We start from the raw sequence: 23,577 nt of genomic DNA, 5'->3' as shown, positions 1-23,577 counted from the left end.
CCGTGATGGGATCGGGGCCGTGACTGGTGAACCGGACGTCCCCGCCCAGGTGATCGACCCCCGGGCGATGCGCGACGTGCTGGGGCACTTCGCCTCCGGCGTGACCGTGGTGACCGCGGTGGGCGCCGACGGGCCGGTGGGCTTCACCTGCCAGTCGTTCAGCTCGCTGTCGCTGGACCCGCCGCTGGTCGCCTTCGCCCCCGCGCGCACCTCCACGACCTGGCCGCGGCTGCGCGAGGCCGGCCGGTTCTGCGTCAACGTCCTGTCCGAGGACCAGCGCGCGCTCTCCGGGCAGTTCGCCCGCTCGGGCACCGACAAGTTCGCCGGCGTCGGCTGGGCGCCCAGCGCGCACGGCTCCCCGGTGCTCGACGGGGTCGTGGCCTGGATCGACGGCGAGCTGTGGGCCGAGTACGAGGGCGGCGACCACACGATCGTCGTCGCCCGCGTGCTCGACCTGGGCGCCGACGCCTCGCGCACGCCGCTGCTGTTCCACCGCGGCGGCTACGGCCTCCGGGAGGCGCCGCTGGACCCGGCTAGCTGAACCGCAGGGCGATCACCGCGACGTCGTCGCGGCGGTCGGGGTGCGGGCCGACGGCGTGCACGCACAGGTCGACCGGGGAGGCGTCGACGGGTGCCGCGGCCAGCCGCGCGACGAGCGAGGCGATCCCCTGGTCCATGTCCTCGCCGGGCCGCTCGATCAGGCCGTCGGTGTAGGCGATCAGGGTCGAGCCCTGCGGCAGCGCGACCTGGCGAGAGGCGCGCACGTGCGCGGCGTCGACGCCGATCAGCAGCCCGGTGATGCCGTCGAGCATCTCGACGCTGCCGTCGACGTGCCGCAGCAGCAGCGGCGGGTGGCCGGCGTTGGCCAGCGTCAGCCGCCACGGCTCGGCCGGTCCGGTCGGACGCACCGCGCGGCCATAGACCATGGTCGCCATCGGGGCCACGTGCAGGCCCTGCACCAGCCGGTCGACCCGGCCGAGGATCTCCCCCGGGTCGCCCTCGCCGGCGTCCCAGGCGCAGGCGCGCAGCAGGCCGCGCAGGTGGCCCATCGCCGCGGCCGCGGTCACGTCGTGGCCGACCACGTCGCCGATCGCGATGCCGACGCTGCCGTCGGGCAGGTGCAGCATGTCGTAGAAGTCGCCGCCGACGTCGGCGCTGCTGGAGGCGCTCAGGTAGTGGGCGGCGGCGGTGATGCCGGGGATGGTCGGCAGCTCGGGCAGCAGCGACCGCTGGAGCGTCTCGGCGACCGTGTGCTCCTGCTGGTACAGCCGCACGTTGTCCATGGCCATCGCCGCGCGCCGGGAGAGGTCGCGGGCCAGGTCGAGGTCCTCGACCCCGAAGCGCCGGTCCTGGCTCTCGGCGACCAGCGTGAGCGCACCCAGCGTGCGCCGGCGGGCGACCAGCGGGACGGTGAGCTGCGAGGAGGCGCCCAGCTCACCCAGCACCGCCCGCAGCGCCGGGTCGGGAGCGGCCGCGGTCATCAGCTCCGGCGTGAACTCCGGGACCAGGACCGGCTCGTTGGAGGTGAGGGCCCGCCGGATCGGTGCGGCATCCGGCAGGTCGGCGAGGCGCAGCGCGGCGAACCGGGCCAGCTCGTCGGTCAGGCCACGGCGGTGGGCGGAGGAGGTGCCGGTGACCGCGCCGTGCTCGTCGACCAGGGTGACGAACACCCAGTCGGCCAGCAGCGGCACGCACAGCGAGGCCAGCCGGCTCAGCAGGTCGTCCATGTCTAGGGTCGCGCTCAGCGTGCTGGTCGCCTCGGCCATCAGCGCCAGCCGGCTCTGCGCCACCTCGGCCTGCACCCGGGCGGCCTCGGCGGACGCGTGCGCCTCCTCGGCGTCGCGGCGGGCGGCCTGCTCGGCGGCGAAGGCGGCGCGGCGGTCGTCCTCGACCCGGACGCGCTCGGTGACGTCGGTCTGCACGCCCACGAAGCTGACCAGCTCGCCCTCGCCGTCGAACACCGGCGTGATCGACAGCTGGTTCCAGAAGGCCGTGCCGTCCTTGCGGTAGTTCAGCAGCGTCGTGGTCACCGGCTGCTGGCCCTGCAGCGCCTTGCGCAGCTGTGCCACGCTGTCGGAGTCGGTGGCCGGGCCCTGCAGGAAGCGGCAGTTGCGCCCGACGCTCTCCTCGTAGGAGTAGCCGCTGATCCGGCTGAAGGAGGGGTTGACCCACACCAGGGGGTCGTCCTCCTTGCGCGGGTCGGTGATGGTGAAGGCGATGTCGGTGGCCACGACCGCGCGCTCCCGCAGCGCCTGCAGCTGGGCGTCGGCGTCGTCGGCCGTGTGCGGCTCGTCGATCTGGAGGAAGACCACCAGCGACAGCCGCTGCTGGCTGCCGTCCTGCGACAGGGGGAAGCCGGTGACCCACAGGACCCGGTCGCGGTCGTCGTCGGCGGCCTGGGCCCGGGCCCCGTCGGAGCTGCGCCGGGCGGACAGCCGCACGGCCTCGCCGGCCACCGGGCGGCCGGCCGCCACGAGGGACAGCGGGCTCGCGGTGTCCTCCAGCGGGGCGCCGCCCAGGTCGGTGAGCCCGGCGGAGGCGCCCCAGGTGTCGACCGGCGCCGGCAGGCCGATGTGGCCGGCCAGCTCGTTGGCCGCGGCGTTGGCGTAGGTGACGGTGCCGGCGACCTGGTCGATCACCAGGACCGCGACCGGGACGTCGGCCAGGACGCCCGGCAGGGCGGCCTGCGCGCTGCGCTCGGAGTCGCTGCCGGTGACCAGCGCCTCGGCGGCGCCCACCAGCGAGGCCTGCTGCGTGCGGTCGGTCGGCTCGGACCCCGAGGTCAGGCTGCCCGCCAGAGCGGCAGCGGCCTCAGGGGGGACCTGGCCGGGGGCGGACTCCCCCGGTCGTCTGTCGGACGGCACCAGCAGAGCCTACCGAGGGGGTCCGTTGCGTACCACCGACCGGCCGTCTGAGCACGCCTTTCGGGTGGCGCGTCGCCCGGCGGTGAACGGGGTAGGGACCGACGACGCCCGGCGTCCGGCAGTGCGGACGACGGCCACGAGAGAGGACGCGTCATGGGACTCCTGGACAGGCTCTTCGGACGCGGCCAGCGCACGAGCTCGCCGTACGGCCCCGGACAGCAGCAGTACGACCAGGGCGGCTACGGGTACGCGCGTCAGCCGGCCCCCGCGGCGCCGGCCGGCGGGCAGCAGCCGGCCCGCTCGGCCGACGAGCAGGCCATCGAGCGCTACCGCTACCTGCTGCGCACCGCCCCGCCGGACCAGGTGGAGGCCGCGCACGCCGAGGCCTTCGCCAAGCTCACCCCCGACCAGCGCCGGCAGGTCCTCGAGCAGCTCTCGGCCGCCGGCCCGGCCTCGGAGCGGCCGCGCGGTGACGACGCGCAGAGCCTGGCCCGCGCGGCCACCCGCGCCGAGATCCGCCAGCCCGGCACCCTCGAGCGGGTCTTCGGCGGTGGTGGCGGCTACGGCGGCGCTCCGTACGGCGGCGGTGGGTACGGCGGCGGTGGGTACGGCCCCGGCTACGGCCGGGGCGGTGGCTTCGGCGGCGGCATGGGCATGGGCAGCATGATCGGCGGCAGCATGCTCGGCACGATCGGCGGGCTCGTCGTCGGCACGGCCGTGGCCGACGCCCTCTTCGACACCGGGCTGGGCGACGGCGGCCTGTTCGGCGGCGGCGACGAGGAGGCCTACGCCGAGGGCTACCAGGACGGCGAGCAGGCCGACGACAACGGCGACGGCGGCGGGGACGGCGGTGACGGCGGCGGGGCCGACTACGACGCCGGCGGCTACGGGGACGGCGGCGGCTTCGACAGCGGCGGGGACTTCGGCGGCGACTTCGGCGGGGGCGGCGACATCTGACGCCGCGGCCCGGCCCTGCGGGGCCGGGCCGTCAGGCCGCGTCGGGCCGGTCGGCGTCCTGCTCGGCCAGGTGGCGCAGCCACAGCAGCCCGAGCACCGGCAGCACCAGCGGGACGAACCCGTAGCCCTGCCCGAAGCCCGACCACACCGTCGCGTCCGGGAACGCCGCGGGGTCGACCAGCGAGAGCGTGCCGACGACGAGCACGCCGGCCAGCTCGACCCCGCAGGCGGCCATCGCGGTGCGCCGTCCGCTGCGCCCACCGCGGGCGAGCCCCACGGTGGCCACGAGGTAGACCACGGCGGCCAGCGCGGAGAGCAGGTAGGCGATCGGCGCCTCGTCGAACTGCACCGCGAGCTGGACGACGGCGCGGGCACCGGCGGCCAGGGCGAAGACGCCGTAGACGGCCACGAGCACCCGGCCCGGGCCGCGCGCGGTGTCGGTGCCGGACGGCTCGGGCGCCGGTCCGCCCAGCGGGGAGTCAGCCACCGGTGACCGCCCACAGGTCGACCAGCCGCCACAGCATGACCGCGACGGTGAGCGCGGCGACCGCGAGCACGGTGCCCGCCCAGCGGGTGGGCTCGCTGCGCGCCCACAGCACGCCGGCGATCGGCAGCAGCACGACACTGCCCAGGTAGGCCAGGAAGGTGCTCAGCTCGGCGGGGCGGTGCCCACCGGCCATCCCGGCGACGGCGAGCCCGCCCTGCACGAGCAGCAGCAGCTCGAGCACCCCGGCGGTGGCCAGGTGGGCGGTGCCGATCCGGCGGTGCAGCGCCGTGCTCAGCGCGCCCACACCGGCCAGCACGACGGCGACGACGGTGAGGACGACGACCAGGGGCGTGCTCATCGGCGCCGGCCGGGAGGTGAGGAGTGCACCCCGTCATCCTCCCGTGCCTCGACCGGTCCGCCCCTGGCGGGAACCCCGCCGACCACCGAGATGGCCACGTCGGTGGTCGGCGGAGCCGGGGATCAGCGGTGCACGGAGGACATGTCCGGGTAGCGGTCGCCCGCGGCGGCCCCGGCCGGGGCCGCCGCGTCGAGCGCGCGCAGGTCGTCGCCGGTGAGCTCGACGTCGGCGGCGGCGGCGTTCTCCTCCAGGTAGGAGACCCGCTTGGTGCCCGGGATCGGCACGATCGTCGGGTTGCCCGCGTGCCCGGACTGCGCCATCACCCAGGCCAGCGCGAGCTGGGTGGCGGTGACGCCCTTGGCGTCGGCGATCTCGCGCACCCGGTCGACCAGCTCGAGGTTCTGCTCGAAGGCCGCGCCCTGGAAGCGGGGGTTGTGCCGGCGGAAGTCGTCGGGGGCGAGGTCCTCGACGCTGCGGATCTGCCCGGACAGGAAACCGCGGCCGATCGGCGAGTAGGCGACGAAGCCGATGCCCAGCTCGGCGCAGACGGCCAGCACGCCGTCGTCCTCGGGGTCGCGGGACCACAGCGAGTACTCGGTCTGCAGCGCCGTCACCGGCTGGACGGCGTCCGCCCGGCGGATCGTGTCCGGAGCGGCCTCGGAGATGCCGGCGTACCGGATCTTGCCGGCCTCGACGAGCTCCTTGAGCGCGCCCCAGGTGTCCTCGATCGGCACCGCGGTGTCGACCCGGTGCTGGTAGTAGAGGTCGATGACGTCGACGCCCAGGCGCTGCAGCGAGGCGTCGCAGGCCGCGTGCACGTACTCGGGCCGGCCGTTGATGCCGAGGAAGGTGCCGTCCTCGGCGCGCTCGTTGCCGAACTTGGTGGCCAGCGTGACCTCGTCGCGGCGCCCGGCGATGGCCTGCCCGACGAGACGCTCGTTGGTGAACGGGCCGTACATGTCGGCGGTGTCGAGGAACGTGACGCCGAGGTCGAGGGCGCGCTGGACGGTCCGCTCGGCCTCCGCCTGGTCACCGGTGCCGTAGAACTCGCTCATCCCCATGCAGCCCAGTCCCTGGGCGGAGACGGTCAGGTCGCGGAGCTGTCGCATCTGCATGGCCGGTGCGTGCCCCTGATGTGCACCGGTCAACCAGTGGCGGCGACCCGGCGCACGGGGCAGACCACCGGGGTGCCGGAGGTGGGGTCGCGCAGCACGGCGGCCTCGACCCCGTACAGCTCGCGGACCAGCCCGGCGGTGACGACGTCGGCCGGTGGGCCCTCGGCGACGACCCGGCCCGCGCGCAGGGCGACCAGGTGGTCGGCGTGCCGGCAGGCGGTGGACAGGTCGTGCAGCACCAGCACCACCGTGCGGCCCTGCGCGGCCAGGTCGTGCACCAGCTCCAGCACCTCGAGCTGGTGGCCGAGGTCCAGGGCGGAGGTGGGCTCGTCGAGCAGCACGACCGCGGTCTGCTGGGCCACCACCATCGCGATCCACGCCCGCTGCCGCTGCCCGCCGGAGAGCTGGTCCAGCGGCCGGTCGGCCAGGTCGAGCAGGTCGGCGGCGGCCAGCGCCCGCTGCACGGCGTCGGCGTCCTCGGGAGACCACTGGCGCAGCAGCCCCTGGTGCGGGTGCCGGCCGTAGCGCACCAGGTCGCGGACGGTCAGCCCGTCGGGGGCCGCGGCCGTCTGCGGCAGCAGCCCGATCCGCCGGGCGGCGTCCTTGGGCTTGAGGGTGGCGAGGTCGCGGCCGTCGAGCAGGACGGCGCCGCCCTGCGCCTCGTGCACCCGGGCCAGTGCGCCGAGCAGCGTCGACTTGCCGCAGCCGTTGGGCCCGACGATCGCGGTGACCCGGCCCGGTGGCAGCTGCAGGTCCAGGGCGTGGACGACGCGGGTGCCGTCGTAGCCCAGGTCCAGCGCCCGGGTGGCGAGGTCGGCGGCGGCGTCCTGGGTGGGCGGGGCCTCGAGCGTGCTCACGCGATCCTCCTCGAGCGGGTGGTCAGCAGCAGCCACAACAGGTAGGGCCCGCCCACGACGGCGGTGACCAGGCCGGCGGGCAGCTCCAGCGGCGCGGCCACGGTGCGGCCGGCCAGGTCGGCCAGCAGCACCACGAGGGCGCCGGCCAGCGCGGCGCCGAGCACCGGCACCACCCGGGGGCCGGCGGCCTTGCGGGCGATCTCCGGGGCGAGCAGCGCGACCAGCCCCAGCGGCCCGGCGGTGGCCACCGCGAGCCCGGCGGTGACCACGGCGGTGGCGATGACGGCGATGCGCACCCGGCGCACCCGGGTGCCGAGCCCGACGACGACGGCGTCGGCGAGCCGGAGCAGCCGCAGCTGCCGGCCCAGCACGACCGCCACCGGCAGCGCCAGGGCCAGCCCGACGGCGAGCACCGCCACCGACGTCCCGGAGCGGCTGTTGAGGCTGCCGACCGACCAGGGGAAGGCGGCGTTGGCGTCGTCGATGGCGGCCCGGGCGAGCATCAGCTGGGTGACCGCGCCGAGTGCCGCGCCCACGCCCAGGCCGACGACGAGGAAGCGGTACCCGTGGGTGCCGGCCCCGCCGGCCAGCCCCAGCGCGAGAGCGGCCGCGGTGGCGGCGCCGACCAGCGCGAAGGCCGAGGGCGTGACGCTGGTGGAGACGGCGACGACGCTGGCCACGGCGAAGGCGGTCGCGCCGTCGTTGAGGCCGACCGTGTCCGGGGTGGCCAGCCGGTTGCGGGCCAGGGTCTGCAGCAGCACCCCGGCGGTGCCCAGCGCCGCGCCGACGGCGAGCGCGGCCGCCACCCGGGGCAGCCGGAGCCGCTGCACCAGCAGCACCTCCCGGTCGCTGCCGGAGCCGAACACCGCCGGCAGCGTGTGCGTCAGCGGCAGCCGGGCGGTGCCCACGGCCAGGCTCACCGCGACCGCGGCGACCACCAGCACCGCCAGCGCGGTGGCGGCCACGGCGGCCCGGCGGTCGAGCAGCACCGAACGGCCGCCCACCGCCAGCCGCCAGGTGCCCGGGGGCGCCGGGGGCGCCGGGGCGGCGGTGCGGGCGGGAGGCCGCGGCAGGGTCGTGGTCACAGCGCGGGCATCCGGGTCGACCGCACGACCGCCACCAGCACGGGGGCACCGATCATCGCCGTCACCACGCCCAGCGGCATCTCGTAGGGCCGCACCAGCAGCCGGGAGGCGACGTCGGCCAGCAGCACCACCGCCGGCCCCAGGACGACGGTCACCGCCAGCACCCGGCGCAGGTCCGGGCCGACGAGCGCACGGGCCAGGAACGGCACGACCAGCCCGATGAACACGACCGGGCCGGCAGCGGCGACCGCGCCGCCGACCAGCAGCGCCACGGCGACCATGGCCAGCGCGCGGGCCCGGGCGGGGCGGTGGCCCAGGCCGCGGGCCACGGTGTCGCCGAGGGCCAGGGCCGACAGCGGCCGGGCGGCGAGCAGGGCGATCAGCAGGCCCGCGGCCAGCACCGGGCCGACCTGGGTGACGGTGTCCAGGTCACGGCCGGCCACCGAGCCGACCGTCCAGAAGCGCACCTCGTCGGCGGTCCGCTGGTCCAGCAGCAGCACCACCGAGGTGGCCGCGGACAGCAGCCCGGACAGCGCCGCGCCGGCCAGCACGAGCCGGACCGGGTCGTCGCCGGCGCCGCGCAGCCGGGCGGCGCCCACGGCCAGCAGGCACCCGGCGCCCGCGCCCAGGACGGCGACCCACGGCCCCATCGAGGCAGCGCTCGCGCCGGAGGCGATCACCAGCACGACGGCGAAGGAGGCCCCGGCGCTGACGCCCAGCAGCCCGGGCTCGGCGAGCGGGTTGCGCGCAGCGGTCTGCAGGACGGCGCCGGCGACCCCGAGTGCGATGCCCACCGCGACGGCGACGACGGTGCGCGGCACCCGCAGCTGGAGGACGGCGAACCGGGCGTCGTCGTCGCCGCCACCGGCCAGCACGGCCAGCGCGCGGGCCGGCCCGACCTCCCCCGCGCCGACCGCGAGGCTCGCCAGCACCGCCAGGGCGAGCACCGCCCCGGCCGGCACGAGGCCGCGCACCACTACCCGACGCACCCGCACTCCCCCGCTCCCCCCGGCCTCGTCGGCCGATGCTTAGGGCAGGCTAACCTACCGCCGCGGCGCCGACGGACGGTGCCGTACCCGAACCGTGGAGGACCCCTGTGACCCATCTGCCCGGAGTGCGCCGCCGTCCGGTCCGCACCGCCGCGACCCTGGCCGCGGCCGCCCTGGCGCTGGCCGCGTGCGGCAGCAGCGAGCCGACCGCCGGCACGCCCGACGCGGCGAGCGAGGCCGCCGCCACCGGGACCACGGTCGGTACCGCCTTCGGCGAGGTCGCCGTGCCGGCCGACCCGCAGCGGGTGATCACGCTCGCCGAGCCCGCGCTCGACGTCGCGCTGTCGGTCGGCGTGACGCCGGTCGGCACCACCGCCAGCCGCGGTGGCAACGCCGCGCCCGCCTACCTGGGGGAGGCCGCCGCCGCCATCCCGGTCGTCGCCACGGTGGCCGAGCCCAACCTCGAGGCCGTCCTGGAGGCCGAGCCCGACCTGATCCTGGCCGCGGCCGGGCTGGCGCAGGACCGGTACGACGCGCTGTCGGCGATCGCGCCGACCGTCGTCCCGGACACCGCCACCGGCGACGACTGGCAGGAGCCGCTGCACGTCTACGCCCGGGCGCTCGGCGCCGACGACGAGCTCACCGCCGACCTCGACGCGATCACCGCCCGGGCCGAGACGCTGGCCGCCTCCGGCGCGCTCGACGGCAGCGCGGCCGTGCTGCGCTGGATGGCCAACGGTGCGCTGGTGATGAACTCCGCGCTCATGCCCGGCGCCCTGCTGCAGGCCGCCGGCGCCGACCCGCTGCCGATCGCCGACCTGGGGGCCGAGCCGCACAGCGACCCGCTGTCGCTGGAGAACCTCGGCCAGGTCGACGCCGACCGCCTGTTCGTCGCTGCCTTCGGCGCCGACGGCAAGGGCGCGCTGGAGGCGGCTAAGAGCCAGCCGGCCTTCACCCAGCTCGGCGCCGTCCAGGCCGGGACGACGTCGGAGGTCGACGGCTCGGTGTGGAGCAGTGCCTCCGGCCCGACCGCCGCGGACCTGGTCATGGACGACATCGAGGCCGCCGTCTCCTGACCTTCCGGACGGACGCCGCTCGCGCGCAGGGCGGCGTCCGTTCCACGTGGAACAGGGCCTCCGGCCGGTCGTGGAACAGGGCCTCCGGCCGGTCGTGGAACAGGGCCTCCGGCCGGTCGTGGAACAGGGCCTCCGGCCGGTCGTGCAACGAGCCCCCGGCCGGTCGTGCAACAGGGCGCCCGGTGGCATGCTCCGCTCCGGCCGCGGCGTGCGGCCGGGGACCCGGGGAGGACCGCTGACCGGCTACGTGGCCGCCGCGCTCGGCGGCGCGCTCGGTGCGCTGGCCCGCTGGGGCCTCGGCCTGGCGCTCCCCCACGCGCCCGGCACCTGGCCCACGGCCACGCTGCTGGTCAACCTGACCGGCTGCCTGCTGCTCGGCCTGCTGTCCTCCGCGCTGTTCACCCGCCACCCCCACTCCCCCTGGCTGCGGCCGTTCCTCGGCACCGGCGTCCTGGGCGGCTGGACGACGTTCTCGACCTTCGCCGTCGACGTCGTCCAGCTGGCCGAGGCCGGCCGCGGGGTCGCCGCCGTCGGGTACGTGCTGGCCTCGGTGGTCGGTGGGGTGCTGGCCGCGGCGGCCGGCGTCCGGCTGGGCCGCGCCGTCCCCGCGCCGCGGGCGGAGCGCCGGTGACCGCGCTGCTGGTGGTGCTGGGGGCGGTCGTCGGGGCGCCGCTGCGGCTGCTCGCCGACCGGGTGGCCACCGCCCGCCGCGGCGGGGCCAGCGTGCTGGGCACGCTCACGGTCAACGTCGTGGGCAGCGCGGTGCTCGGCGTCCTGCTCGGCCTGAGCGACGTCCCGCCGGCCGTGGTGGCGCTCGTGGGCACCGGGTTCTGCGGCACGCTGACCACGTTCTCCACCTTCGGCACCGACGTCGTCCGGCTGGTCGAGCAGCGTGTCGTGCTCCGCGCGGCGGCCTACGGAGCCGGGTCGCTGGTGCTCGGACTGGGCGTCGCGGCCGCGGGGTACCTGGCCGTCCACTGAGCGACGGGACGTGATCATCACCTAGGGTCGGTGGGGATGAGCGAGACAGCGGGAACGCAGGTCCGGGCCGACAGCCCGGTGGTCGTGGTCGCGAACCGGTTGCCGGTCGACCAGGTCACCGACGCCGACGGGACGACGCGCTACCAACGCAGCCCCGGCGGCCTGGTGACCGCACTGGAGCCCTTCGTCGCCGGCCGCGGCGGCGCGTGGGTCGGCTGGTCCGGGGCGGCCGGTGACGCCCCCGAGCCCTTCGAGTCCGGCGGCATGCAGCTGGTCCCGGTGCCGCTGTCGGCGGAGGAGGTCGACCGCTACTACGAGGGGTTCTCCAACGCCTCGCTGTGGCCGCTCTACCATGACGTGGTCGAGAAGCCGGAGTACCAGCGCAGCTGGTGGAACAGCTACGTCGAGGTCAACAAGCGCTTCGCCGACCGCGCGGCCGAGGTGGCCGCCGAGGGCGCGATCGTGTGGGTGCACGACTACCAGCTCCAGCTGGTCCCGGCGATGCTGCGCCAGCGGCGCCCCGACCTGACCATCGGCTTCTTCCTGCACATCCCGTTCCCGCCCTTCGAGCTGTTCACCCAGCTCCCGTGGCGCTCGGCGATCATCGAGGGCCTGCTGGGCGCCGACCTGATCGGCTTCCAGCAGCCGGCCGCGGCGGCCAACTTCGTCACCCTCGCCCACCGGCTGCACGACCTGCCCACCGAGGGCAGCACGGTCAGCTACGACGGCCGCACGGTGACCGCCAGGGCCTTCCCGATCTCCATCGACGTGGCCTCCTTCGACGAGCTCGCCCGGTCGCCGGAGGTGCTCGCCCGCGCGGAGCAGATCCGCGAGGAGCTGGGCCGGCCGGAGAAGATCGTGCTGGGCGTCGACCGGCTCGACTACACCAAGGGCATCAGCGTGCGCCTGGAGGCCTTCGGCGAGCTGCTGGAGGAGGGCGCCGTCGAGGCGCCGGGCACCGTCTTCGTGCAGGTGGCCACCCCCAGCCGCGAGCGGGTCGAGCACTACGTGACCATGCGGGAGACCATCGAGCAGCAGGTCGGCCACATCAACGGCCTGTTCGGGTCGACCGCCGGGCCGGCCGTGCAGTACTTCAACCAGTCGATGCCCCGCGAGGAGCTGGCCGCCATGTACCGGGCGGCCGACGTCATGCTGGTCACCCCGTACCGCGACGGCATGAACCTGGTCGCCAAGGAGTACGTGGCCGCCCGCGGCGACGACCAGGGCGTGCTGGTGCTCAGCGAGTTCGCCGGCGCCGCGGCCGAGCTGCAGCAGGCGCTGCTGGTCAACCCGCACGACATCGACGGCGTCAAGCACCAGCTCCTGCGCGCCCTGCGGATGGACCCGGCCGAGGCGGCCGAGCGGATGCGCGCGATGCGCCGCCACGTCAGCGAGCACGACCTCGACCACTGGGCGAACACCTTCATCGACTCGCTCCAGGACCACGTGTGACCGGTCTGGACGCGGCCCTCGAGGAGCTCGCCGGGCGGCGCCCGCTGCTGCTGGCCAGCGACTACGACGGGGTGCTCGCCCGCCTGCGCGACGACCCGGGCAGCGCCGTCCCCGAGCCCGGCATCGCCGGCCTGCTCAGCCGGCTGGCCGCCGTCGAGGGCGTCACCGTGGCCCTGGTCAGCGGGCGCGGGGTGGCCGACCTGCAGGCCACCAGCGGGCTCGCCGGGCCGTTCCGCTGGGTGGGCAGCCACGGTGCCGAGTTCGACGGCCCGCTGCCCGGCGACCTGTCCGCCCGCCGCGACGCGCTGGCCGACGCCCTCGCCCCGCTGGTGGCCGCCGTGCCCGGCGCCCGGCTGGAGGTCAAGCCGGCCAGCGCCGCGGTGCACGTCCGCACGGTCGCCGACCGGGACGCCGCCGTCCGGCTGCTCGCCGACGCCGCCGCCGGACCGGGGTCCGACCCGTCGCTGACCGCCAAGCCCGGCAAGGACGTGCTGGAGCTGGCCGTCACCGACGCCGACAAGGGGTCCGCGCTCGTGCGGCTGCGGTCGGAGCTGGGCGCCGAGGGCGTGCTCTACCTCGGCGACGACGTCACCGACGAGGACGGCTTCCGGGCGATCGAGCCGGACGGCGTCAGCGTGAAGGTCGGCACCGGCGAGACGGTGGCCCGGTACCGGGTGCCCGACCTCGACGCGGTCCGCGAGCTGCTCACACGGCTCGCCGGGGTGCTCGCCGCCTGATCCGGGCCGGAGGTGACTCGGAACTCCCGGGGGCATAGCGTTCGGGAGTGATCACCGTCACCTCCGAGCCGGAGGTCCCCCGACCGTGCCGCTGACCCGCAGGTCGTTCCTCGCCGGTGCGCTCGCCGCCCCCGCGCTCGGGGTGCTGGCCGGCTGCGCGGGCACCGTCGTCCAGCCCGGCGACCTCTCCCGGCTGCGGATGATGGTCCCGGCCAGCCCGGGCGGCGGGTGGGACACCACCGCCCGCACCCTGCAGCGGGTCATCCAGTCCAGCGGCGTGGCCCGCAACGTGCAGGTGTTCAACGTCGAGGGCGCCGGCGGCACCATCGGCCTGGGCCAGCTGGCCCGCGAGGACGACGACGCGCTGCTGATGATGATGGGCCTGGTCATGGTGGGCGCCGTCGACACCAACGACTCCAGCACCCGGCTCACCGACGTCACCCCGATCGCCCAGCTGATCGGCGAGACCGAGCTGATCGTCGTCCCGGCCGAGTCGCCGTACGAGGACCTCGCCTCCTTCGTCGAGGCGTGGAAGGCCGACCCGCGCGGCACCCCGATCGCCGGCGGCTCGGCCGGTGGCACCGACCAGATCCTGGCCGGGCTGCTCGCCCAGGCGGCCGACATCAACCCGCGCGAGGTCAACTACATCCCCTACTCCGGTGGTGGCGAGTCGCTGTCGGCGCTGCTGGGCAACCAGGTCGCCGCCGGCATCTCCGGTACCGCCGACTACGGCTCCCAGGTCACCGCCGGCACCCTCAAGGGCCTGGCGGTCTCGACGGCCGAGCGGTCCGGCCAGGTGCCCGACGTCCCCACGATCATCGAGAGCGGCTTCGACGTCGAGGTGACCAACTGGCGCGGGCTGATGGCCCGCCCGGGGATGAGCGAGGACGCCCGGGCCGACCTCATCGGGGTGGTCCAGCAGGCGCACGACACCGACGAGTGGGCCGAGGCGCTGGCCAACCGGGGCTGGCTGGACACCTTCCAGACCGGCGACGAGTACGGCGAGTTCCTCGCCGCGGAGGAGACACGGGTGCGACAGGTGCTGATCGAGATCGGGCTGATCGACCGATGAGCAGCGCGGTGACTCCCCCGCAGGCGCCGGAGCAGACCGGGCGGCAGACCGGCGAGCTGGTGATGGCGGTGCTGCTCGCGGCGCTGGGCGTCTACCTGCTGATCGACGCCGGCGCGATCGCGGTGCCGGGTTCGAGCAACACGGTCGGCCCGCGGTTCTTCCCCTACGCCGTCGGTGCGCTCACGCTGGTCACCGGCGTCGGGCTGGGCTTCCGGGTCCTGCGCGGCGACCGCGGCCCGGCCGACGACAGCGAGGACGTCGACCCCGACGCCCCCACCGACTGGCGCGCGGTCGCGGTCATCGCGGTCGCCTTCCTGGCCCACGCCCTGCTGATCAACGTCATCGGCTGGCCGCTGGCGGTGGCGCTGATGTTCGCCGCGGTGTCCTGGGCGCTCGGCGCGGTCGGCGTCGTCCGGCCGTTCCTGATCGGCCTGACGCTGGGCTGCGTGGCCTGGATCGTCTTCGTGAAGGCACTGAACGTGGCGCTGCCCGGCGGCACGGTCCTCGAGTTCCTGACGGGCTGGTTCTGATGGCCTTCGACGACCTGCTGGGCGGGTTCGCCGACGCGATCACCCCGCTCGACCTGCTCTTCGCCCTGCTCGGGGTGCTGCTGGGCACCGCCGTCGGCGTGCTCCCGGGCATCGGGCCGGCGATGACGGTGGCCCTGCTGCTGCCGGCCACCTACGTGCTGGAGCCCACCAGCGCGCTGATCATGTTCGCCGGCATCTACTACGGCGGGATGTACGGCGGGTCGACGACGTCGATCCTGCTCAACACCCCCGGTGAGTCCAGCTCGATCATGACCGCGCTCGAGGGCAACCGGATGGCCAAGGCCGGCCGCGGGTCGGCCGCGCTGGCCACCGCGGCGATCGGCTCCTTCGTCGCCGGCACGATCGCCACCCTGCTGCTGGCGCTGGTCGCCCCGACCGTGGTCGAGCTGGCCATCGGGGTCACCGCGGCCGACTACTTCGCGCTCACGGTCATCGCCTTCGTGGCGGTGGCGACCGTGCTCGGCTCCTCGCCGCTGCGCGGGTTGGCCTCGTTGTGCCTGGGGCTGTACCTCGGGCTGGTCGGCACCGACGTCATCACCGGGCAGGAGCGCTTCACCCTCGGCGTCCCGCAGCTGTCCGACGGCATCGACGTCGTGGTGGTCGCGGTCGCGCTCTTCGCCGTCGGGGAGGCGCTCTACGTCGCCTCCCGGCTGCGCCGGGGCGCGGTGCACGTGATCGACCACAAGGGCAACTGGATGACCCGCGACGACTTCCGCCGCTCGTGGGGGCCCTGGCTGCGCGGCACCGCCTACGGCTTCCCGTTCGGGGCGCTGCCGGCCGGTGGCGCGGAGATCCCGACGTTCCTCTCCTACGCCACCGAGCGGAAGCTGACCAAGCACCCGGAGGAGTTCGGCAAGGGCGCCATCGAGGGCGTGGCCGGGCCGGAGGCGGCCAACAACGCCGCGGCCGCCGGCGTGCTCGTCCCGCTGCTGACCCTGGGCATCCCGACCTCGGCCACCGCGGCGATCATCCTGGCCGCCTTCCAGGGCTACGGCATCCAGCCCGGCCCCACGCTGCTGACCACCGAGGGCCCGCTGGTGTGGACGCTCATCGCCTCGCTGCTCATCGGCAACGCGATGCTGCTGGTGCTCAACCTGCCGCTGGTGGGCGTGTGGGTGAAGCTGCTGCGCATCCCCCGGCCCTACCTGTACGCCGGCATCCTCACCTTCGCCTCGCTGGGCTCCTACGCGGTCAACGCCGACCCGCTGGACCTGGTGCTGCTGCTGGTGCTCGGGCTGCTCGGTTTCGTCATGCGACGCTACGGCTGGCCGGTCGCCCCGGCGGTCATCGGGCTGATCCTCGGCCCGATCGCCGAGGCCAACCTGCGCCGCGCGCTGGCCATCAGCGACGGCGACCTGGGGGTGCTGGTCGACACCTGGTTCAGCCGCATCGTGCTGGCCCTGGCGCTGTTGGCCCTCGTCGTCCCGATCGTGCTGCGGGCCGTCCGCGGCCCCCGGACGACGCCGCACGACCTGCAGCACGCCGAGGACCACGTCGAGGAGAGGACCGCACGATGACCGAGCAGCAGGAGCCCGTCGTGGTCGTGGGCCTGGTGCCCAACCCCCGGGGCCAGGCCGCGCTGGCGCACGGGCTGCGGGAGGCCCGGCTGCGCGGCGCGCGGCTGGTGGTGGTCAACGCCTCCCGGGGCGACGCCCTGGTCGACGAGGAGTACCTGCAGGGCGAGGCGCTGACCCGGCTGCACGAGGAGCTGGCCGGCTCCGGCGTCCCCACCGAGGTGCGCCAGCCGGTGCACGGCCGGGACGTCGCCGAGGAGTTGGCCACGGTGGTCGCCGAGACCTCCGCCGAACTGCTGGTCATCGGGATGCGGCGCCGGTCGGCGGTCGGGAAGCTGCTCATGGGCAGCGCCGCCCAGCGGATCCTGCTCGAGGTCGACTGCCCGGTGCTGGCCGTCAAGGCCCCGCCGCGGGAGCCCTGACCCCGGCCGCAACACGCGTCCCACCGGGCCTCCCCCGGCCCTGCCCCACCACCGTGACCGCCGTTCCCCCGGGACGGCGGTCACGGTCGTCCCGGGCCCTGCCGATGGCTCCCAGTACGCCGCAGTACCCCCGCTGACCAGGGCGGACGGGCACTGCAGGAATTGTCGACAAGTGCACGAAGAACCATTCTGAGTGCATGACGCTGCAATTCCGGGAAAGCGTGCGCATTCCGTTTCATTCACCTTGAGGTGGATCGGAGGGCGCCGAAACAGCCATCACCGGACGGGGCAGGCCCGCACGGCGCACCAAGGGAAGAGGCAGGCGTGGACGGTCTGGACGACATCGTCGAGGAGTTCCTCGTGGAGAGCCACGAGAACCTGGACCAGCTGGACCAGGACCTCGTCGCCCTGGAGCAGGACCCCCGGTCGCGGGAGCGGCTCTCGAGCATCTTCCGCACGATCCACACCATCAAGGGCACCAGCGGGTTCCTCGCCTTCAACCGGCTCGAGGAGGTCGCGCACGTCGGGGAGAACCTGCTGTCCCGGCTGCGCGACGGCGCGCTGGACCTGACCCCCTCGCGCACCAGCGCGCTGCTGATGATGACCGACATCATCCGGGCGCTGCTGGCCGCCATCGAGGCCTCCGGCGGTGAGGGCACCGTCGAGGTCGCCGAAACCGTCGCGGTGCTCGCCGCCGCCCTCGAGGACGTCCCGACCCCCGCCGTCGAGGAGGCCGTCGTCGAGGCGGCCGAGGCCGTCGTCGCCGCCGAGGCCGTCGTGGAGGCCGTCGAGGCCCGGGTGAAGAAGCCCGCCGCCAAGCGTGCCCCGGCCAAGCGGGCCTCCCGCGCCAAGGCCGCCGTCCCGGCGCCGGCCCCGGTGCCGGCGGTCGAGCAGGTCGCCGCCCCGGTGGCGCCGGCCCCGGTCGCCGAGGCGCCCTCCGCGCCACCGGTCGCCCCGCCGACCGCGGCCGCCGCCCCCGTCGCCCCGCTCGCGCCCGAGCCCGGCACCGCGGAGGCCGGCCCGAAGTCCCGCGGCGTCGCCGACAGCACCATCCGGGTCGACGTCGACCTGCTGGACAACCTGATGCTGCTCGTCGGTGAGCTGGTGCTCACCCGCAACCAGATCGTCCAGTACGTCGGCCGGCAGAACGACCAGGACCTGATCCGCGCCTCGCAGCGGCTGAACCTGATCGCCAGCGAGCTGCAGGAGAGCGCGATGAAGACGCGCATGCAGCCCATCGACCACATCTGGTCCAAGCTCCCCCGCGTCGTCCGCGACCTCGGTCTGCAGCTGCACAAGAACATCCGGCTGGAGATGGAGGGCAAGGACACCGAGCTGGACAAGACCCTGCTCGAGGCGGTCAAGGACCCGTTGACCCACCTGGTCCGCAACTCCGTCGACCACGGCATCGAGGCCACCGCCGACCGCATCGCCGCCGGCAAGTCGCCCGAGGGCGTGCTCACGCTGCGCTCGCGGCACGAGAGCGGCCAGGTCGTGGTGGAGGTCGCCGACGACGGCGCGGGCATCGACCCGGCCAAGATCGGCCGCAGCGCGGTCAGCAAGGGCCTCATCACGCCCGAGGCGCTGGCCCGGATGAACCCGCAGGACCTGCTCCAGCTGATCTTCGCGCCCGGCTTCTCCACCGCCGCCGCGGTCACCAACGTCTCCGGCCGCGGGGTCGGCATGGACGTGGTGAAGACCAACATCGAGGGCATCGGCGGCACCATCGAGGTCGAGTCGACCGTGGGCCGCGGCACCTGCATGCGGCTGCGCATCCCGCTGACCCTGGCGATCGTCCCGGCGCTGACCATCGAGTGCGCCGGCGACCGCTACGCGATCCCGCAGATCAGCCTGCAGGAGCTCGTCGCCCTGGACGCCGAGAAGGCCTCCGCCGCGGTCGAGGAGGTCGGCGGCGCGTCGGTCTACCGGCTGCGCGGCGAGCTGCTCCCCCTCGTGCGCCTGGCCGACGTCCTGGGCCTGCCCTCGGACCGGCACGACGGCCACGTCGTCATCGCCGTCCTCCGCTCGGAAGGGCGCCGCTTCGGACTGGTGGTCGACCGCGTGATCAACACCGAGGAGATCGTCGTCAAGGCGGTCAGCAGCCAGCTCAAGGCGATCGGCCTGTACTCCGGGGCGACCGTGCTCGGTGACGGCGCCGTGGCGCTGATCCTCGACGTGCAGGCGCTGGCCCGCCGGGCGCTGCGCGCCGAGTCCGCCGACCGCCAGGAGACCCGCGCCGCGATCACCGCCGCCATCGCCTCCCAGGAGCGTCAGCGGATGCTGCTGGCCGCCATCGGCGGCGGCCGCCGGGTCGCGATCCCGCTGGACACCGTCACCCGCCTCGAGCAGGTGCGCAGCGAGACCGTCGAGCGGGTCGGCTCGCGGGAGGTCGTGCAGTACCGCGGCGCGATCCTGCCGATCGTCCGGCTCGACCGGCACCTGGGCGCCTTCGGCAACGACGACCGGGAGACCCTCGAGGTCATCGTCTACGCCGACCACGGGCGCAGCGTGGCCATCGTGGTCGAGGAGATCCTCGACATCGTCGACGGAGAGGCCTCGGTGCACAGCGACATCGACGACCTGGGCCTGCTGGGCTCGGCCGTCATCGGCGACCGGGTCACCGAGCTGCTCGACGTGCGGGCCGCGATCCTCGCCGCCGACCCCGCCTTCTACAACCCGGTGCCCGGCACCGACTCCTTCGGCGCCCTCGACGGTGCCGGTTCCCACCTGATGGAGGTCTGACGTGAGCACCGCCACCGACGCCCGCACCGTGCCCGCCACCAGCCAGCTGGCGACCTTCTGGCTGGACGGCGACCTCTACGGCGTGGAGGTCGAACACGTCCAGGAGGTGCTGCGCAGCCAGAGCATCACCCGGGTGCCGCTGGCCCCGCCGGCCGTCGCCGGGCTGATCAACCTGCGCGGTCAGGTCGTGACCGCCATCGAGCTGCGCGAGCGGCTCGGCCGCCCGGCCCGCCCGGCCGGCGAGCAGCCCGTCGTGATCGTCGTCCGGCTGCACGGCGAGGCCGTCAGCCTGCTGGTCGACAGCATCGCCGACGTCGTCGACGTCAACGTGCGCGACTTCGAGGCCCCGCCGGACACCCTCGACGGCAGCGCCCGCGACCTGATCCGCGGCGCCTACAAGCTGGCGGGCCAGCTCCTGCTCTCCCTCGACGTCAACCGCGCCGTCGGCACCTGAGGAAGGACCCCCTCGCCCCCCACCGCTCGCAGGCTCGCGGCGGGGCCCTGCGAGGGGGCCTGACCCTCGCCCCCCACCGCTCGCAGGCTCGCGGCGGGGCCCTGCGAGGGGGCCTGACCCTCGCCCCCCACCGCTCGCAGGCTCGCGGCGGGGCCCTGCGAGGGGGCCGTCTCCACCCCCGGTGAGCCGGGGGTGGGGGCACCACCGCTCCACCCGCACCGCTCCCCCGCCGCCGCGCCGCCGGCACCCGGGGGCCGTTCCACCTCGCCCCAGTCCGCGGGCCCGTACCGATCACCCCAGTCAGCCAGGAGCCCGACCATGAGCAACGCCGCCCTCCCCGCCCGGTGGACCCGGTGGTTCACCGACCGGCCGCTGGGTCTGAAGATCGGTGCGGTCCTGACGCTGCTCGTCGTGGTCGTCGCCGGCACCAACGTGCTGTCGATCTCCCGCATGCGGGACATGAACGCCGTGCAGGAGGAGATCTACACCGAGAACCTCCGGCCGCTGAACGACCTGGCCGCCATGCAGCGCGCCGTCGCCGCCTACCGCTCGCGGGTGCTGCAGTACCCCGTCTACACCCCCGCCGACCGGCCGGCGATCACCGAGCAGGCCGAGGAGAAGCTGGCCGACCTGAAGGCCGCGGTCGCCGACTACACCCCCTTCATCATCGACCAGGCCGCCGCAGCGACGTTCCAGACCGAGTTCCAGAAGCTGGTCGAGCTCAACCGCACGCAGATGGTCCCGGCCGCCGACGCCGGCGACCTGGAGGGCTTCGGGCGCATCTACAAGGACGTCGCCGCGCCGATCGTCAGTGACTTCTCCCAGGCGCTCGAGGACGAGGGCGTCGCCCAGTCCGCGCAGGCCCAGGCCCGCAACGCCGAGGCCGCCGCCGCCGCCGACCGCGCCGTGCTCGTCGTGGTGCTCACGGCCCTGGTCGGGGTCCTCCTCGCCGCCGGGATCGGCGTGTTCATGATCCGCCGGCTGCTGTCCACCGTCCGCTCGGTGCAGGCCACCGTCGAGGCGATGGCCACCGGCGACCTGACCGTGGTGCCCGAGGTCCGCGACCAGGACGAGATCGGCCGGATGGCCGCCTCGCTGGCCGCCGCGCAGGCCAACCTGCGCTCGGTGATGGCCTCGGTCGTCGCCTCCTCCGACGCGGTCGCCGCCGCCTCCGAGCAGCTGTCGGCCACCTCGGCCCAGATCTCCTCCTCCGCCCAGGAGACCTCGGCGCAGTCCGGGGTCGTCTCGGCCGCCGCCGAGGAGGTCTCCCGCAACGTCGCCACCGTCGCCGCCGGTGCCGAGCAGATGGGCGCCTCCATCCGGGAGATCAGCCAGAACGCCAACGAGGCCGCCCGGGTCGCCGCCCAGGCCGTCGCCGAGGCCGAGACCACCAACGCCACCGTCGTCAAGCTCGGTGACTCCTCCCGCGAGATCGGCAACGTGGTCAAGGTGATCACCTCGATCGCCGAGCAGACCAACCTGCTGGCGCTCAACGCCACCATCGAGGCCGCCCGCGCCGGGGAGGCCGGCAAGGGCTTCGCCGTGGTCGCCAACGAGGTCAAGGAGCTGGCCCAGGCCACCGCCCGGGCCACCGAGGACATCACCCGCCGGGTCGAGACCATCCAGGGCGACACCAGCGGCGCCGTCACCGCCATCGGCCGGATCTCGGAGATCATCGGCTCGATCAACGACTTCCAGCTGACCATCGCCAGCGCCGTCGAGGAGCAGACGGCCACCACCAACGAGATGTCCCGCTCCGTGCAGGAGGCCGCCGGCGGCTCCACCGAGATCGCCACCAACATCACCGGCGTCTCCACCGCCGCCTCGTCCACCACCGAGGCGCTGGGCCAGACCCGGCAGGCCGTCGACGAGCTCTCCCGCATGGCCAGCGACCTGCGCACCACGGTGGCCCGCTTCTCCTACTGACGCACCGACCCCCGCGGCCGCTGCTCCGTCCCCTTCCCCGGGCGGAGTGGCGGCCGCGGTCGTGTGTGCGGAGCGCGTTCCCGGAATGGTCGGTGAATTGTCGACAAAGAACCCTCCCGGACGGGTTGCCGACCATTCTCGCGAGCCGGGTGCGACACGCAGGAGAAACCGGTAACGGCAGTTCTCGCATGCCCCAGAGTGGTGTTCGGGAAAGAACCGACGACCGCACGGTGAACGGCGGACGACGGCCCTCCCCTCTCCCGCCGTCCATCCCCGGACCGGGGACCCGTCGCCGCCCTGGAGACCCGTCATGCGCTCCTCCGCACCCACCGGCCCGCTCGCCTGGTTCGCCGGCCGCCCGCTCGCGGTCAAGTTCGGCGTCCTGCTCGGCGTCGTCGTCCTGGCCTTCGGCGCCCTGCTCGCCGCCCTCCTCACCTCCAACGCGACCGTGCGCGAGGCCAGCGGGACCCGGACCGCCGTCGGGGACGCTGAGGCGCTGGTGCTGCAGCTGGACACCCGCGCCAGCGAGCTGAAGGTCGACGGGCTCAAGGCGCTGGTCAGCCCCGACCCGCGCGAGCAGCTGACCGACCTGCAGGACGACAGCGCGACCGCCGAGGGCCTGCTGGACGAGCTGGGCCGGCTGCCGCTCGCCGGGGAGGCCGCCACCGCCGTCGTCGGCCTGCAGGACACCTTCGCGACCTACACCACTGCGCTGCGTGCCTTCACCGACGGCGCCGTCGCCGACCAGGCCGGCGCCCGGCTCCGGTACGAGGAGGTCCAGGCCGCCAACGACGTCTCCGACGCCGCCGTCAGCGAGGCCAAGGACGTGCTGGACGCCGCCTCGGACGCCGCCGACGCCGAGGTGCAGGCCGCGATCGACCGCGCCTCCCGGCTGGGGCTGCTCACCGCCCTCGCCGGCCTGCTGGTCATCGCCGGCATCTGCCTGCTCACCCAGCGCTCGCTGGCCCGCCCGCTCGGCCGCGTGCAGGCCTCCCTGGCCGCCATGGCCACCGGCGACCTCACCGTCGACTCCGGCGTGACGGCGCAGGACGAGGTGGGCCGGATGGCCGCCGAGCTGCGCACCGCCCAGCAGCACCTGTGCGCCGTCGTGGCCGCGGTCGCGGCGTCCTCGGACGCGGTGGCGGCGGCGTCGGAGGAGCTGTCGGCGTCGGCGGCGGAGATCTCCGCCTCGGCCGACGAGACCTCCGCGCAGTCGGCGGTGGTCTCCTCGGCCGCCGAGGAGGTCTCCCGCAACGTCGCGACGGTGGCCGCCGGCGCCGACGAGATGGGCTCGGCGATCCGCGAGATCAGCCAGAGCGTCAACGAGGCGACCCGGGTCGCCTCGCAGGCGGTCGTCGAGGCGCAGACGACGACGGAGACCATCCAGGCGCTGGGCACCTCGAGCCAGGAGATCGGCGCGGTGGTCAAGGCCATCACCAGCATCGCCGAGCAGACGAACCTGCTGGCGCTCAACGCGACCATCGAGGCCGCCCGCGCCGGCGAGGCGGGCAAGGGCTTCGCGGTCGTGGCCAACGAGGTCAAGGAGCTGGCCCAGGAGACCGCTCGGGCGACCGAGGACATCGCCCGCCGCGTGGAGGCCATCCAGGCCGACACCACGCGCGCGGTGACCGCGATCGGCGGCATCTCGGGCGTGATCGGGCAGATCAACGACTTCCAGCTGACCATCGCCAGCGCGGTGGAGGAGCAGACCGCCACCACCAGCGAGATGTCCCGGTCGGTGCAGGAGGCCGCCGGCGGCTCCACCGAGATCGCCACCAACATCACCGGCGTCTCGGCGGCCGCCTCCGCCACGACCCAGGCGCTCGGGCAGACCCGGCTGGCCGTGGACGAGCTGTCCCGGATGGCCAGCGACCTGCGCGGCAGCGTCGCGACCTTCACGTACTGACCGCACCGGCCGCCCCGCCGTCGACCATTCTC

At 75.0% G+C, this 23,577-nt stretch carries 22 protein-coding genes; 15 read left to right on the top strand and 7 right to left on the bottom strand.

The window, feature by feature from the left end:
* Positions 1-19 precede the first annotated feature (19 nt).
* Positions 20-541: a flavin reductase family protein gene (locus ACGBYP_RS19535; RefSeq protein ID WP_411586843.1), complete on the top strand. Its 522-nt coding sequence runs from the start codon at positions 20-22 to the stop codon at positions 539-541.
* On the opposite strand, the gene ACGBYP_RS19530 is transcribed toward ACGBYP_RS19535, so the two are convergent.
* A complete protein-coding gene (locus ACGBYP_RS19530) occupies positions 534-2,864 on the bottom strand; it encodes a SpoIIE family protein phosphatase (RefSeq protein WP_411586841.1) in 2,331 nt (776 codons plus the stop codon). The two genes, ACGBYP_RS19535 and ACGBYP_RS19530, sit on opposite strands and share 8 nt — an antisense overlap.
* Before the next feature lie 153 nt (positions 2,865-3,017).
* Here ACGBYP_RS19530 and ACGBYP_RS19525 point away from each other — a divergent pair, with 153 nt between their 5' ends.
* Complete coding sequence (locus ACGBYP_RS19525) at positions 3,018-3,821, top strand: hypothetical protein (RefSeq protein WP_411586839.1); 804 nt, start codon at positions 3,018-3,020, stop codon at positions 3,819-3,821.
* A 31-nt stretch (positions 3,822-3,852) separates the two neighbouring features.
* Here the strand turns inward: ACGBYP_RS19525 and ACGBYP_RS19520 are convergent, their stop codons facing one another.
* The 6 genes from ACGBYP_RS19520 to ACGBYP_RS19495 form a co-directional block, all read right to left on the bottom strand.
* On the bottom strand, positions 3,853-4,308 hold the full coding sequence (locus tag ACGBYP_RS19520) for a hypothetical protein (protein WP_411586838.1): 456 nt from the start codon (positions 4,306-4,308) through the stop codon (positions 3,853-3,855).
* Positions 4,301-4,666, bottom strand: a complete 366-nt coding sequence (locus tag ACGBYP_RS19515; RefSeq protein ID WP_411586835.1) for a hypothetical protein — start codon at positions 4,664-4,666, stop codon at positions 4,301-4,303. Before ACGBYP_RS19515 ends, ACGBYP_RS19520 begins: the two co-directional genes overlap by 8 nt.
* 122 nt (positions 4,667-4,788) lie before the next feature.
* The gene (locus tag ACGBYP_RS19510; protein ID WP_411586832.1) at positions 4,789-5,781 is read right to left on the bottom strand and encodes an aldo/keto reductase; all 993 of its coding nucleotides are present in this window, start codon (positions 5,779-5,781) and stop codon (positions 4,789-4,791) included.
* A 29-nt stretch (positions 5,782-5,810) separates the two neighbouring features.
* Positions 5,811-6,638 carry an ABC transporter ATP-binding protein gene (locus ACGBYP_RS19505; RefSeq protein ID WP_411586830.1) on the bottom strand — a complete coding sequence of 276 codons (828 nt, stop codon included), beginning with the start codon at positions 6,636-6,638 and terminating at the stop codon, positions 5,811-5,813.
* Positions 6,635-7,723, bottom strand: coding sequence for a FecCD family ABC transporter permease (locus tag ACGBYP_RS19500; RefSeq protein WP_411586829.1), 1,089 nt, complete (start codon positions 7,721-7,723; stop codon positions 6,635-6,637). The genes ACGBYP_RS19505 and ACGBYP_RS19500 overlap by 4 nt, the downstream gene beginning before the upstream one ends.
* Complete coding sequence (locus ACGBYP_RS19495; RefSeq protein WP_411586827.1) at positions 7,720-8,712, bottom strand: FecCD family ABC transporter permease; 993 nt, start codon at positions 8,710-8,712, stop codon at positions 7,720-7,722. Before ACGBYP_RS19495 ends, ACGBYP_RS19500 begins: the two co-directional genes overlap by 4 nt.
* Before the next feature lie 107 nt (positions 8,713-8,819).
* Between ACGBYP_RS19495 and ACGBYP_RS19490 the strand changes: the two genes are divergently transcribed.
* The 13 genes from ACGBYP_RS19490 to ACGBYP_RS19430 all read left to right on the top strand — a co-directional run bounded on the left by ACGBYP_RS19490 (position 8,820) and on the right by ACGBYP_RS19430 (position 23,545).
* Positions 8,820-9,788 (top strand): ABC transporter substrate-binding protein, encoded by a 969-nt coding sequence (locus tag ACGBYP_RS19490; RefSeq protein ID WP_411586826.1) that lies wholly within the window; start codon positions 8,820-8,822, stop codon positions 9,786-9,788.
* Between the two features lie 187 nt (positions 9,789-9,975).
* Positions 9,976-10,419, top strand: a complete 444-nt coding sequence (gene crcB, locus ACGBYP_RS19485; RefSeq protein ID WP_411586825.1) for a fluoride efflux transporter CrcB — start codon at positions 9,976-9,978, stop codon at positions 10,417-10,419.
* A complete protein-coding gene (locus ACGBYP_RS19480) occupies positions 10,416-10,769 on the top strand; it encodes a fluoride efflux transporter FluC (RefSeq protein WP_411586824.1) in 354 nt (117 codons plus the stop codon). The genes crcB and ACGBYP_RS19480 overlap by 4 nt, the downstream gene beginning before the upstream one ends.
* A gap of 36 nt (positions 10,770-10,805) precedes the next feature.
* Positions 10,806-12,221, top strand: coding sequence for a trehalose-6-phosphate synthase (locus ACGBYP_RS19475; protein WP_411586822.1), 1,416 nt, complete (start codon positions 10,806-10,808; stop codon positions 12,219-12,221).
* The gene (gene otsB / locus ACGBYP_RS19470) at positions 12,218-12,958 is read left to right on the top strand and encodes a trehalose-phosphatase (RefSeq protein ID WP_411586820.1); all 741 of its coding nucleotides are present in this window, start codon (positions 12,218-12,220) and stop codon (positions 12,956-12,958) included. Before ACGBYP_RS19475 ends, otsB begins: the two co-directional genes overlap by 4 nt.
* Positions 12,959-13,043: 85 nt before the next feature.
* The gene (locus tag ACGBYP_RS19465; RefSeq protein ID WP_411586817.1) at positions 13,044-14,030 is read left to right on the top strand and encodes a Bug family tripartite tricarboxylate transporter substrate binding protein; all 987 of its coding nucleotides are present in this window, start codon (positions 13,044-13,046) and stop codon (positions 14,028-14,030) included.
* Positions 14,027-14,560, top strand: coding sequence for a tripartite tricarboxylate transporter TctB family protein (locus tag ACGBYP_RS19460; RefSeq protein WP_411586816.1), 534 nt, complete (start codon positions 14,027-14,029; stop codon positions 14,558-14,560). Before ACGBYP_RS19465 ends, ACGBYP_RS19460 begins: the two co-directional genes overlap by 4 nt.
* Positions 14,560-16,098 (top strand): tripartite tricarboxylate transporter permease, encoded by a 1,539-nt coding sequence (locus ACGBYP_RS19455; RefSeq protein ID WP_411586814.1) that lies wholly within the window; start codon positions 14,560-14,562, stop codon positions 16,096-16,098. The genes ACGBYP_RS19460 and ACGBYP_RS19455 overlap by 1 nt, the downstream gene beginning before the upstream one ends.
* Positions 16,095-16,517 (top strand): universal stress protein, encoded by a 423-nt coding sequence (locus tag ACGBYP_RS19450; protein WP_411586813.1) that lies wholly within the window; start codon positions 16,095-16,097, stop codon positions 16,515-16,517. The genes ACGBYP_RS19455 and ACGBYP_RS19450 overlap by 4 nt, the downstream gene beginning before the upstream one ends.
* Positions 16,518-16,841: 324 nt before the next feature.
* Positions 16,842-19,259, top strand: coding sequence for a chemotaxis protein CheA (locus tag ACGBYP_RS19445; protein ID WP_411586811.1), 2,418 nt, complete (start codon positions 16,842-16,844; stop codon positions 19,257-19,259).
* A gap of 1 nt (position 19,260) precedes the next feature.
* Positions 19,261-19,713 carry a chemotaxis protein CheW gene (locus ACGBYP_RS19440; RefSeq protein ID WP_411586809.1) on the top strand — a complete coding sequence of 151 codons (453 nt, stop codon included), beginning with the start codon at positions 19,261-19,263 and terminating at the stop codon, positions 19,711-19,713.
* 318 nt (positions 19,714-20,031) lie between these two features.
* A complete protein-coding gene (locus ACGBYP_RS19435) occupies positions 20,032-21,639 on the top strand; it encodes a methyl-accepting chemotaxis protein (protein ID WP_411586808.1) in 1,608 nt (535 codons plus the stop codon).
* A 310-nt stretch (positions 21,640-21,949) separates the two neighbouring features.
* Entirely contained in the window at positions 21,950-23,545 is a 1,596-nt protein-coding gene (locus tag ACGBYP_RS19430) for a methyl-accepting chemotaxis protein (protein ID WP_411586806.1), read from the top strand.
* The last annotated feature ends 32 nt before the right edge of the window (positions 23,546-23,577 follow it).

Origin of the sequence: Modestobacter sp. SSW1-42, from assembly GCF_046635825.1 — a bacterium.
GTDB lineage: Bacteria > Actinomycetota > Actinomycetes > Mycobacteriales > Geodermatophilaceae > Modestobacter.
This window is presented reverse-complemented; position numbering and strand designations above follow the sequence as displayed.